8 protein-coding genes and 1 pseudogene are annotated in these 12,412 nt (G+C 63.1%); 5 read left to right on the top strand and 4 right to left on the bottom strand.

Annotated features, from left to right (window positions below):
- Both CMI59_RS13985 and xerD read left to right on the top strand, forming a co-directional pair.
- On the top strand, positions 1-1,518 hold a 1,518-nt coding region (locus tag CMI59_RS13985; protein WP_293328853.1), incomplete at its 5' end, for a hypothetical protein.
- Positions 1,519-1,525: 7 nt separating this feature from the next.
- Positions 1,526-2,527, top strand: coding sequence for a site-specific tyrosine recombinase XerD (gene xerD / locus CMI59_RS13980; protein WP_293328852.1), 1,002 nt, complete (start codon positions 1,526-1,528; stop codon positions 2,525-2,527).
- A 6-nt stretch (positions 2,528-2,533) separates the two neighbouring features.
- Here the strand turns inward: xerD and CMI59_RS13975 are convergent, their stop codons facing one another.
- A complete protein-coding gene (locus CMI59_RS13975; RefSeq protein ID WP_293328851.1) occupies positions 2,534-3,451 on the bottom strand; it encodes a sigma-70 family RNA polymerase sigma factor in 918 nt (305 codons plus the stop codon).
- 286 nt (positions 3,452-3,737) lie between these two features.
- Here CMI59_RS13975 and CMI59_RS13970 point away from each other — a divergent pair, with 286 nt between their 5' ends.
- On the top strand, positions 3,738-4,697 hold the full coding sequence (locus CMI59_RS13970; RefSeq protein WP_293328850.1) for an acetyl-CoA carboxylase carboxyltransferase subunit alpha: 960 nt from the start codon (positions 3,738-3,740) through the stop codon (positions 4,695-4,697).
- A 20-nt stretch (positions 4,698-4,717) separates the two neighbouring features.
- On the opposite strand, the gene CMI59_RS13965 is transcribed toward CMI59_RS13970, so the two are convergent.
- Entirely contained in the window at positions 4,718-5,932 is a 1,215-nt protein-coding gene (locus CMI59_RS13965) for an epoxide hydrolase family protein (protein ID WP_293328849.1), read from the bottom strand.
- Between the two features lie 5 nt (positions 5,933-5,937).
- Positions 5,938-7,128 (bottom strand): epoxide hydrolase family protein, encoded by a 1,191-nt coding sequence (locus tag CMI59_RS13960; protein WP_293328848.1) that lies wholly within the window; start codon positions 7,126-7,128, stop codon positions 5,938-5,940.
- A 164-nt stretch (positions 7,129-7,292) separates the two neighbouring features.
- On the opposite strand from CMI59_RS13960, the gene CMI59_RS13955 reads away from it, so the two are divergent.
- On the top strand, positions 7,293-8,651 hold the full coding sequence (locus tag CMI59_RS13955) for an MFS transporter (protein WP_293328847.1): 1,359 nt from the start codon (positions 7,293-7,295) through the stop codon (positions 8,649-8,651).
- A gap of 77 nt (positions 8,652-8,728) precedes the next feature.
- On the opposite strand, the gene secA is transcribed toward CMI59_RS13955, so the two are convergent.
- Entirely contained in the window at positions 8,729-11,458 is a 2,730-nt protein-coding gene (gene secA / locus CMI59_RS13950) for a preprotein translocase subunit SecA (protein ID WP_293328846.1), read from the bottom strand.
- Between the two features lie 455 nt (positions 11,459-11,913).
- On the opposite strand from secA, the pseudogene CMI59_RS13945 reads away from it, so the two are divergent.
- Positions 11,914-12,412, top strand: a pseudogene (locus CMI59_RS13945) (hypothetical protein); the annotation flags it as partial.

Genomic DNA, 12,412 nt, shown 5'->3' with positions numbered 1-12,412 from the left:
GAGATCGAACAATTGCTGGCCGATTTGCCGCCGGTGCAGGGATCGCCCGTGCTGATCAATCTGCGGCAGAGGCTGCTGCTGACGGGCGCGACGCCGCCCGCGGGCATGACGGCGAGTTTGGGGGGCGGCAGTGGGGGCGGACGCGATTTTCTGACCTTGAGGCTCGATGCGCTTCTGACGGCGGGCCGGGCGAATGATGCCCTTGAGCTTGCCGCCGCCGCGCCGAAAAGCCGTTCGGCTTCGATTGCCATGGCGCAGGCGCGGGCCGCGCTGGCGCTGGGCAAGGGGAATGAAGCCTGCGATGCGTTATCCGCGTTGCCGGCCAATGGCGATCCCCGGACGGAGCCTCATGCCGCCTTCGCGCTGAAGCTTTCCGCCTATTGTCAGATTCTCGGCGGAAATCCGGCGCTGTCCGATATCACGGCGGATCTTGCGCGGGAGGAGGGGCTGGACGATGCGCTCTTCTACTCGCTTCAGGCCGCCGCCGCCGACGGGATCCGGCTGAAGGCCCCGCAGCCGGAAAGCCTCAGCGAAATCGATTTCGCCTTTTACGGCCTTGCTAAGAAGGATTTGCCGTCCGGGGCCGCTTCCATCGCCGTGCCGTCGGTTCTGCCCGCGCTGGCGCAGGACGCCAAGGCCGCGCCGGAAATACGGATCGCCGCGGCCGAGCGGGCCGCCGAGCTCGGGCTGGTCGGCGGCGATGTGCTGGGGGCAGCCTATAAGGCGGCCAATTTCACGCAGAAAGATTTCGACGGGCTGAAATCGGGCGACTATCCGGACAGTTCGACCATGCGGCGCGCGCTTCTCTTCCAGGCGATTGCGCGCGAAGTCATGCCCCGCAAGCAGTTGCAGATGATGGCGCTGGCGCTTTCGACGGCGGAACCGGCCGGGCTTGCCTATCCGACGGCGGAGGCCTTGAAGCCGTCGCTGGACCGTATCCGGATCGGTGCCGAACTTGCCGGCGTCGCGCCCATCGCGGTGCGCGCCTATATCGTGCTCGGCGATGCCGCCAAGGCGACGGCCTGGCGTGAGGCGATGACCTCCGCAGGGGGCGGGTTCGGCCGCGGCACGCGCGAACTCGATGCCATGCTGCGCCTGATGAAGGGCGACAAGATCGACTTGCCGGACGATATCGGCGCGACGCTGCTCGGCGACCTCCGCTCCGGCGTGACGTCCACGCAGCGCTTTGCCGCCGCCGAGGCGGTGATGCTCGATGCGCTGGGCGCCGACCTGCCCAAGGAAGTCTGGAATACGATCCTGGACCGTCGGGATTTGTTCACCGGCGCTGCGCCGCGTGAGGCATTGTTCGATCAGATGCAGGCGGCAAGCACGCGCGGGGCGCGCGGCGAAACCGTCTTGCTGGCGCTGACCGCGCTGGCCGATCACGGACCGTCCGGCACGCATGCCAATGCGGTGGCGGAAGCGGTGAAGAGTCTTCGGAATATCAAGCTTGAAGGCGAGGCGCGGCGCCTCGCCATAGAGGCGCTTTTGGCGCGGAGTAGCATAGGACGCGGGTAAGTAAAACATGGCTAATCAACCATCGGTGACCAAGGTAACTGAAACCGGGGAGGCCGTTGGGGGGACGATCGAAGGTCAGAGTTACATCGAGGCCTTTCTTGAGATGCTGAGTGCGGAACGGGGTGCCGCGCGCAACACGCTCGAGGCCTATCAACGCGATTTGAAGGACTTCGCCGGCTTTCTGGCGGGGCGCCGACGCGGTGTGCATGAGGCTTCCACGGAAGATATTCGGGCTTATCTGGAAGCGCTGAACAATCAGGGGCTTTCCGCCGCCACGGCGGCGCGCCGCCTGTCGGCGGTGCGGCAGTTCCATAGTTTTCTGTACGCCGACAGCGTGCGGACGGACGATCCGTGCAGCACGGTCGAAGGACCGAGACGGGCGAGGCCTTTGCCCAAAACGCTTTCTGTGGCGGAAGTCGATGGTCTGCTTGCCGCCTCGCGGGAGACGGTGGATGGACGCAGCCATGAGGAAGAAGTGCTTGCCTACAAGCGCGCGCGACTGGTCTGCCTGATGGAGGTTCTCTACGCGACAGGGCTTCGCGTGTCGGAGCTTGTCGGCCTGCCGCTTTCGGCGGTTCGGGGCGATCAGCGTTTCCTCACCGTGACGGGCAAGGGCGGCCGGGAACGGCTGGTGCCGCTGTCCGATACGGCGCGGGCGGCGATCAATGACTATGTGCCGCTCAGGGCGCGCCGGCTGGGAGACAGGGTGTCGCCCTGGCTCTTCCCGTCACGCGGGCGGCAGGGCCATCTGACGCGGCATCGCTTTGCGCAGCTTCTGAAAGACCTCGCTGCTTCCGCCGGGGTCGATCCCAAACGCGTGTCGCCGCATACACTGCGCCACGCCTTTGCTAGCCATCTGCTGGCCAACGGGGCCGATCTGCGCGCCGTGCAGCAGATGCTCGGTCACGCGGATATTTCGACCACGCAGATCTATACGCATGTGCTGGATGAGCGGTTGAAGGAGCTTGTGGAAACCAAGCATCCGCTGGCGAAGAAAGACTCCGCTTAAACAGGCTCAGGTCGCGAGCGGCCTGAGACCGGTCTGGCGCAATATGTCCGCAAGCTTGTCGGGATTGCGCTGGACATAGAGGGCGGCAATGCGGCCGTCCTCGATGCGCAGGCTCACGGCGGAGTGCAGCGTGTCGCCTTCGGTGAGAAGGTAGCCCGGCAAACCGTTGAGCCAGACCGGACGGGGGGTGATCCGCCCCTCGGCTTTTCTCATAATGCCCATCCAGAACCGCGTGATCTTGTCCGCGCCGTAAAGCGGGTTCAGCGCGGCGGCCACCTTGCCGCCGCCATCGCTGTAGAAAATCGCGTCTTCCTTCATGCAGGCAAGGATTGCTTCCGGATCCCCCTTCATGAGGGCCTGCTGGAACAACTCCGTCAGGCGAGCATGTTCGCGGGCCTCGGTGTTGAAGCGCGGGCGTTCGGCCTGGACGCGTTTGCGCGCGCGCGACAGCATCTGGCGGCAGGCGGCTTCCGACTTTCCGATCAGGTTCGCGATTTCCGCATGGCTGTAGTCGAACGCCTCGTGAAGCAGGAACGCCGCGCGTTCCTCGGGCGAGAGCCTTTCCAGCAGATGCAGCAGTGCCATGGAGATGTCGTCGGCAAGTTCCAGACGCTCTTGCGGCGTCGCGGGGCCTTCCGCGTCGCCGGTGACCATCGGCTCGGGCAGCCAGGGGCCGACATAGGTTTCGCGACGGGTGCTCGCCTTGCGCAGATGGTCGATGGCAAGCCGCGATGTTGTGGTGACGATGAAGGCTTCGGGCGAAGCGACATGCGCGCGATCCGCGCTCTGCCAGCGCAGCCATGCCTCCTGCACGATGTCTTCCGCCTCCGCGATGCTGCCCAGCATCCGATAGGCCACGGCGAAGGCGCGGGGACGATGGGTCAGGAAGGCCGTTTCGGCGTCGGAAGCGGGAGCATGGGTCATTCGGATGTCCTTCGGCGCGCGCAGCATAGCCCATAGGGGGCCGTGCCGCCGGACCGCTGTGGCGTTACCTGTATTGGGTAAGACGCAAGGGCAGGCCGGATTGTGACAGGCCGGGCTTTAACCCTTTTAAGTCTCTGAATCGGCAGGATGTTTCCCTAAAGCCGACTTGCAGTTGACAAGGGGGCGGGGTCGGGCCAGTGTCCCGGCGCAATCTCCCGCAACGGGGCCGACAGGCTGGCGGGAATGCAGTTCAGGCGGGTGAATGGACGGGGGTTCCCGGAGCGCAATGCATACTTATCTCGATTTCGAGAAGCCGATTGCCGAACTCGAAGGCAAGGTGCAGGAGCTGAAACGTCTTGCACAGGACGACCCGTCCATGAGCATCGGGGACGAGGTTTCCAAGCTTGAGCAGAAGGCGGCGAACCTGCTGACCGAGACCTATGCCTCGCTCAACCCCTGGCAGAAGGTGCAGGTGGCGCGCCATCCGGCCCGGCCTCATTTCAAAGATTATGTGGAACGGCTCATCGAGGATTTCACGCCGATGGGCGGCGACCGCGCCTTTGGCGAGGACTCCGCCATCATGGGCGGTCTCGGACGGTTCCGCGGCCGGTCGGTGATGGTGATCGGCCATGAAAAAGGCTCCGACACGCAGAGCCGCATCAAACATAATTTCGGCATGGCGCGGCCCGAAGGATACCGCAAGGTGATCCGGCTGATGTCGCTTGCCGAACGGTTCGACATTCCCGTCATCACCATGGCCGATACGTCGGGTGCCTATCCCGGCATGGAAAGCGAAGAGCGCAGCGTCGCGGAAGCTATCGCACGCTCGACGGATCGCTGCCTGTCGCTGGGCACGCCGCTTATTTCGGTGGTGATCGGTGAAGGCATGTCGGGCGGTGCCATCGGTATCGCCTGCGGCAATCGCGTGCTGATGCTCGAACATGCCGTCTATGCCGTGATTTCGCCCGAGGGTGCTTCGTCGATCCTGTGGCGCAGCTCCGACAAGGCGAAAGAAGCCGCAACCGCGATGAAGATCACCGCGCAGGATCTGCACAAGCTCGGCGTTGTGGACCGCGTGCTGGAAGAGCCCGTCGGCGGCGCGCATCGCGAGCGCGCGCAGATGATCCGCGAGACGGGCGACGCCATCGAGGAAGAACTGGCCGGGCTCGAAAAACTCGATTCCGACACGCTGCGCCGCTTGCGCCGCGAGAAGTTCCTCGCCATGGGGCGCCAGGGTATCGCGTGAAGGGTATCGCCTGAGCGGCGCTACTTCAGCATCTCCGCAAACGCATCGCGTACATCGTCCGCGAAATAGTCCGGCTCTTCCATGGCGGCGAAATGGCCGCCTTTCTCCATGATCCGCCAACGAACGATATTGTAGCTGCGCTCGGCCCATGAGCGCGGCGTCACAGGCAGCACGTCGATCGGATATTCCGAATAGGCCACGGGCACGGTGACGCGCTCGCCGGGCTTCAGCTGGTGAGAGCCTTCGGCGGGGCCGGCCTTGTAGAGCGTGTTGGCGCTGTTGATCGTGCCGGTGAACCAGTAGATCGAGAACTGGGTCAGAATGTCGTCATAGGGGAAGCGCCGTTCCATCCCGTCTATCGTATCGGTCTTGTCGGTGTCGCCGAGACGGTAATATTTGTCGGCAAGCCAGCCTGCCAGTCCGGCGGGGCTGTCCATCAGGCCGAAGGCAAGCGCCATGGGCTTGGTGGACTGGATGGAGCGATAGCCTTCTTCCTGCCGCCACCAGCGCTGCATCTCCCCGATCCATTTCGACTCTTCGTCGCTGACCGGCTTCTGGCTCTCGTCCTTGAGGGTGGGGCGCAGCGGCAGCATGGTGAGGTGGATGGCGCGCACCGCATCGGGGTGCTGGAGGGCGAGGCGCGACGTGACGAAGCTGCCCCAGTCGCCGGCCTGCGCGGCATATGTGTCGTAGCCCAGACATTCCGTCATCAGACGATGCCAGAGATCGGCAATGGCGGCGGGGCCGATGGGCTTTCGCGGCAGCGAGGAAAAGCCGTAGCCGATAAGCGAGGGGACGATGACGTCGAAGGCGGGGCCTTTTCGTCCGAAGCGCTCGGGATGGGCGAGCGGCTCCACCACATCGAGAAACTCGCGAAAGGTGGACGGCCAGCCATGCGTCATGACGAGCGGGATCGGGTCTGGGCCGCTATCCGTCTTCGTGCCGCGCTCATAGATGAAGTGGATCGTATGATCCTCGCCCTCATCGTCGGTGAAGGTTGCGCGGAACTGGGGAAAGCGGTTGAGTTTTTCCTCCGCTGCGCGCCAGTCGAAATCGTCGCGCCAGTAGGACACCAGCTTTTCCATATAGGGAAGGCTGGTGCCGTAGTCCCAATGGCGGTTGCCTGCCGGTTCGTTCGGGAAGCGCGTGCGCTGCAGGCGGCGGCGCAGGTCTTCTACCTCCTCCTCGGCAATGTGAACCGTAAACGGGTCGGCGGGAACGGTTCGATGCGTCATGCGTTTCAGCCTTTGATCTTTTTCACGAAGCTCATCACTTCATCGGCGAAAAGGCGCCCCGTTTCCCAGGCGGCGAAGTGGCCGCCGCGCTCGGGCTCGGACCAGTGCACGATGTTGAAGCCCTTTGCCATATAGCTGCGCGGGCCGATGCAATAGGCGGTCGCTTCCTGCGGGAACTTTGCCATGCCGGTCGGGATTTCGACCTTCGTGCCCGGCGCCATGTTGACGCCGCCTTCTTCCATCATGCCGCGATAAAACCAGATGGCGCTGCCGAAACTGCGGCTCACGAGATAGATCATGATGTCGGTCAGCATCGCATCCTTGGAGAAGGCGTTTTCCAGATGGCCGGGTACGTCGCCATGGGTGCGGTCCGACCAGGAGTGGAACTTCTCGACGATCCACGCCGCCGCGCCGACGGGGCTGTCCATCATGGCGTAGGAAAGCGTCAGCGGCTTCGTCATCTGGATCTGCATATAGGCGCCGTCCATGCCGAAGGCCGCGCCGGCGGCTTCCGCCCATGCCTTTTCCTCGTCCGTTTCGGGGAGGGCGGGAACGCGAAGCCCGTTCATATTGATGTGGATGGCCTTGCAGCCGCCCTGCTTGTCGGTTCCGTGCTCATAGCCGATCCAGCCGGTGACGACCGAGCCCCAGTCGCCGCCCTGTGCGATGTAGCTGTCGTAGCCCAGCACGTCGCGCATCAGCTTGTCCCACAGCGCGGCGGTCGCGCGCGGTCCCATGGGTTTTGCGGGCTTGCCGGAAAAGGCATAGCCGGGGAGCGAGGGGATGACGAGGTTGATGCCGTCTTCCGCGTTGCCGCCGAATTTCTCCGGATGCGCGAGCGGTTCGATGACGTCATAGAATTCGAAGATGGAGCCCGGCCAGCCATGGGTGAGAAGAAGCGTCTCCGGCGAGCTGCCCGAGCCTTTCACGTGAACGAAGTGGATATCGAGGCCGTCGACATTGGCGATGAACTGGGGAAAGGCGTTCAGGCGTTTTTCCGCCGCGCGCCAGTCATAATCGTTCAGCCAATAGGTGCATAGTTCACGCATATAGGCCATGTCTGTGCCATAGGCCCAGCGATCGCCGCCTTCTTCGATGGCTGGCATCTCGTGCCACTCATAGGCGCGCACGCGCTCCATGATGGCGTCTATTCCGGCTTGCGGAATGTCGATGGTGAAGGGTTGCGGCGCGCCCATGATTTCTCCCTTATGCCTTTGTCGTTTTGCTTCTGTCGGCGCGCCGATTATGGCAGCGCTGCGGGGTGCCGCAAGCGGCGAAGCCTGCAGCATAGATTGCCGCAGCGTTGGCGCCTCTCTAATGTGATGGTCAAGAAACAAAAATACATTTCCGGGGAGAAAATATGGCTGAGCAGTCGGTCAAGGCCGCGCCTGCAACGGCAGCGCGCGCCGGGGGGCTTTCAAAACATTACGCACTCATCATCCTGACGCTCGCCTATACGTCGAGCCATGTGGATCGCGGCATCGTCAATATCCTGATGCCTTCCATCAAGGCGGCTTTCGATGTGAGCGACACGATGCTCGGCCTGATGGGGGGGCTCGTCTTTGCGCTTTTCTATGCCACGCTCGGCGTTCCCATCGCCATGTGGGCGGATCGCGGAAACCGCCGCAACATCGTCGCGCTGGCCGTCACCATCTGGTCCGGCATGACGGCGGCCTGCGGTATGGCGGGTAGCTTCTCCCATCTGCTGGCGGCGCGCATCGGTGTCGGCATCGGCGAGGCCGGATCGAGCCCGCCTTCCCATTCGATGATCGCCGACCTTTATCCGGAGGCGCAGCGCTCCACCGCCATGTCCTTCTATTCGGTCGGCGTTTATGCCGGGGCGATGATCGGTCTGATCCTCGGCGGTTATGTGGTGCAGCATTATGGCTGGCGCGAAACCTTTTTCGTGGTCGGTCTGCCGGGGCTCATCATTGCGGCGCTGGTGCGCTTCACCATCCAGGAGCCCGTTCGCGGCCAGGTCGACGGCCTCACGCATGTCGTGGAGGAAAGGCAGAAGGGAAGCCTGTTCGCCCAGACGAAGCGCTATGCCGGCAATCTGTGGCAGGTCTTCGTGCATCTCTGGCATACGCGGTCGGCGCGTCACATCATCATCGGCCTTACGCTCGTTTCCTTTGTGGGCTATGGCGGACTGATCTTCGGGCCGTCCTTCTTCCGCCGCAGCCTTGGGCTCGGCGAGCAGCAGATCGGTCTTATCTTCGGTCTGACGGCGGGTTTAGTCGGCGGCATCGGCGCCCTGATCGGCGGTTTCCTCGCCGACCGGCTGTCGCGCAAGGATATGCGCTGGAACGCATGGGTGATCGCGGTCGCCAAGATTGTCGGCATGCCGCTCTTCATCGTGTTCTACAGCTCGTCCAATCTCGACATCATGGTGCCGGTCTATGTCGTGTCGATGCTGCTGGGTGCGTTCTATCTCGGCCCGAGCTTCGCCATGATCCAGAGCCTGACGCCCCTTCACATGCGCTCGCTTGCCTCCGCGGTGATGCTCTTCGTGCTCAACTTCATCGCGCTGGGCTTCGGTCCGCTGACGGTCGGGTTCCTCTCCGATCAGCTGGAGCCCTATTTCGGTGTGGAGAGCCTGCGCTGGTCGCTGCTGATCACGAGCTTCCTCGGCGTCTGGGCGGCGGTGCATTACTACTGGGCCGGCCAGACCTATGAGCAGGACGTGGCAAAGCTGAAAAAGGCACATGCCGCCGCCTGACAAAGGTTGCCGTTGAAAAAGAAACGCCCGCTCTCTTTCCAGGGCGGGCGTTTTTTATTCCGTCCGGGGCGTCCGTCTTAGCCGAGCGCACCGTGGCAGTGTTTGTATTTCTTGCCCGAGCCGCAGGGGCAGGGGGCGTTGCGCGAGACCTTGCCCCATGTGGTCGGGTCGTTGGGGTCCACCGCCACGCCCGGATCGTTGCGGACGGTGCGCTGAAGCGTTGCGAGATCGCCGCCTTCCATTTCGTCCTGGCCTGTCGTCAGGTCCTGATGATGCGCATGCATCTCGGGAAGCTGCTCGTCCTCGATACGCGGCGCCTGGTCCTCGGCCACGAACTGGGCAGTGCTGATCTGGCGCGTCACATCCACACGAAGATTGGTGAGGAGGTTGTCGAACAGCTCGAAGGCCTCGGCCTTGTACTCGTTCAGCGGATCGCGCTGCGCGTAGCCGCGCAGGCCGACAGCCTGGCGCAGATGATCGAGCATCAGCAGGTGGTCGCGCCAGTGATGATCCAGGGTCTGGAGCACGACGGCCTTTTCGACCTGCCGCATGAGGTCGGGTCCGACCTGCGCGGCCTTGCCGGCCATGGATTCGTCGGCGGCGCGATAAAGGCGCTCGCGGATTTCCTCGTTCGCGATGCCTTCTTCCTCCGCCCATGCGTCGATGGGCAGGTCGAGGCCGAGCGTGTCTGACACTTCCTGCTTGAGCGTCGCGATATCCCATTCCTCGGCATAGGCCTTTTCGGGAATGCAGCGCGCCACCACGTCGTCGATCACCTGACGGCGCATATCGCTGACGGTTTCGTTGAGGTCCTTCTCCCGCATGAGTTCGATGCGCTGGTCGAAGATGACCTTGCGCTGATCGTTCATGACGTTGTCGAACTTGAGCAGGTTCTTTCGGATGTCGAAGTTGCGGGCTTCCACCTTGGACTGGGCCTTTTCAAGCGCCTTGTTGATCCAGGGGTGGATGATCGCCTCGCCTTCTTCCAGGCCCAGCTTCTGCAGCATGCCGTCCATGCGGTCGGTGCCGAAGATGCGCATCAGGTCGTCTTCGAGGGAAAGATAGAATTTCGAGCGGCCGGGGTCGCCCTGACGGCCGGAACGTCCGCGCAGCTGGTTGTCGATGCGGCGGCTTTCATGGCGCTCCGTGCCGACGACATAAAGGCCGCCCGCGGCAAGCGCCGTTTCCTTCTTCTTCGCGATGTCCGCCTTGATCTCTTCGACCTTGGCCTTGTAGGCGGCTTCGTCCTCGATGCCCACCGTCTCGTCGTCGATGCGCATGTCGAGATTGCCGCCGAGCTGGATGTCGGTGCCGCGGCCGGCCATGTTGGTGGCGATGGTGACGGCGCCGGGCACGCCGGCCTGCGCGATGATATGGGCTTCCTGCTCGTGATAGCGCGCATTCAGCACGTTGTGCTTCACCTTGCGGCGCTTCATTTCGGCGGAAAGCGTTTCCGATTTCTCGATGGAGACCGTGCCGACCAGAACGGGCTGGCCTTTCTTCTGGCATTCGACGATTTCGTCGACGATGGCGTCGTATTTTTCCTTCGCCGTCCGGTAGACCTCGTCGTCCTCGTCGATACGCGCGATCGGTTTGTTGGTCGGAACCTCCAGCACCTCGAGGCCGTAAATATCGAGGAATTCGTCGGCTTCCGTCAGCGCCGTGCCGGTCATGCCGCCCAGCTTCTCGTACATGCGGAAGTAGTTCTGGAAGGTGATGGAGGCCAGCGTCTGGTTTTCCGGCTGGATCGGCTGGCGCTCCTTGGCTTCCAGCGCCTGATGCAGGCCGTCGGAATAGCGCCGGCCTTCCATCATGCGGCCGGTGAACTCGTCGATGATGACGACCTTGCCGCCTTTGACGATGTAGTCGCGGTCGCGCAGGAACAGCTTGTGGGCGCGCAGTGCATTGTTCACGTGATGGACGATCGAGATGTTCTCGATGTCGTAGAGCGAGCCTTCCTCGAGAATGCCGCGCTCGAGCAGAATGGCTTCGGCGTGTTCGTTACCCTCTTCGGTGAGGGTGACGGTGCGCTGCTTCTCGTCGAGTTCGTAATCTTCCTCGACGAGTTCGGGAATGATGTCGTCGATCTTGAGATAAAGATCGGACTTGTCGTCCAGCGGACCGGAGATGATGAGCGGCGTGCGCGCCTCGTCGATGAGGATGGAGTCAACTTCGTCGATGATGGCGAAGGGATGGGCGCGCTGCACCATGGCTTCGAGCTGATACTTCATATTGTCGCGAAGATAGTCGAAGCCGAGTTCGTTATTGGTGGCGTAGGTGATGTCGGCGGCATAGGCCTCGCGGCGCTCGTCGTCGTTCATGCCGTGCAGGATGACGCCGGTTTCCATACCGAGAAAACTGAAGATCTCGCCCATCCAGGCCGCGTCGCGCTTGGCCAGATAGTCGTTCACGGTCACCACATGGACGCCCTTGCCGGGCAGCGCGTTCAGATAGACGGCGAGGGTGGAAACCAGCGTCTTGCCTTCGCCGGTCTTCATTTCGGCGATCTTGCCGTCATGAAGCACCATGCCGCCGATGAGCTGCACATCGTAATGGCGCTGGCCGAGGACGCGCTTGGCGGCCTCGCGGACAACGGCGAATGCTTCGTCGCGAATATCGTCCGTCGTGGCACCGTCGGCGAGGCGCGCGCGGAATTCCGCCGTCTTGCCCTTGAGCTCCTCGTCGCTCAGGGCCTCCATTTCCGGTTCGAGGGCGTTGATCGCCTCGACGCTGCTCCGGTAACGTTTGATCTTGCGGTCGTTCTGCGAGCCGAAAAATCGCTTGGCGAAAGCGCCAAAGCTAGCCATCAGGTCAAATCCTCTTGCGCTGTGCCATCGATTGCGGCCGGGCATGCGGGATAGGCTTTCCGGCGGCCAGGCCCTCAAGACCCTTGCCTTGCCCCGGAGCCCAGATCCCCTTCCAAGGCAGAAAGCCAAGGGAGATGTAAGGGGGCCTCAATTTCTTGTCAATGTAACGGCGGGGGCGCGGCGGGGGGTGCCGTCCTCACAAACCTCCTTGTGCGCGCATGGGGTGCGGTCCATGATCTCGCCCCACGCCCGGCAGGCGGGCGAATTGACACAATTCGGGCCCTTTTCGGCCGCAGATTCCCGTTTTTACGCGGGTCGGTCGCCATCCGGGCGCAGGGCCCGCGCCGCACATCCCGAAATATGAAAGTCCTGTCATGTTTGCCTTTCGCACTATTCCCGTTGCTCTCGCCGCTTCCGCGCTGAGTGTGTCCCTCCTTCTTTCGGGCGGGCATGCCATGGCGGCCGAGCCCGCCGCGGTCCCCGCGCCCGGCGCCGGGCAGGCGCCCGAACCCACCGACGTCATTGCGAAGGTGAATGGCAGCCCGATCACCTATGCCGATGTGGCGCTGGCCGACGAGGAGATGGGATCGTCGCTTCAGGGCGTTTCGGAGAAGATGCGCTTTCAGTATCTGCTCAGCGCGCTGATCGACCGCAAGGTGGTCGCCGAGACCGCCCGCAAGAAGCATGTGACCGACGATCCGGGCGCGAAACGGCGGATCGAGTATGCGCAGGAAAAGGCGCTGCGCGATTTCTACTGGCTGCAGCTGATGCAGGACCGGATCACCGAAAAGGCGATCGAGGCCTATTACCAGAAGAATATCGCCGATGCCCCCGCCGAGCGGGAAGCGCATGCGGAGCATATTCTCGTGCCCAGCAAGGAAGAGGCGCAGAAGCTTGCCCAGAAGGGCCTCGACTACGAGACCAAGCTGGCAGCCGTAAACGCCGAGAAGGAGG

Source organism: Parvibaculum sp. (assembly GCF_002684405.1).
In the GTDB taxonomy this organism is placed as follows: Bacteria; Pseudomonadota; Alphaproteobacteria; order Parvibaculales; family Parvibaculaceae; genus Parvibaculum.
Note: the sequence above shows the minus strand (reverse complement) of the source record. Positions and strands in the feature narration are given on the sequence as shown.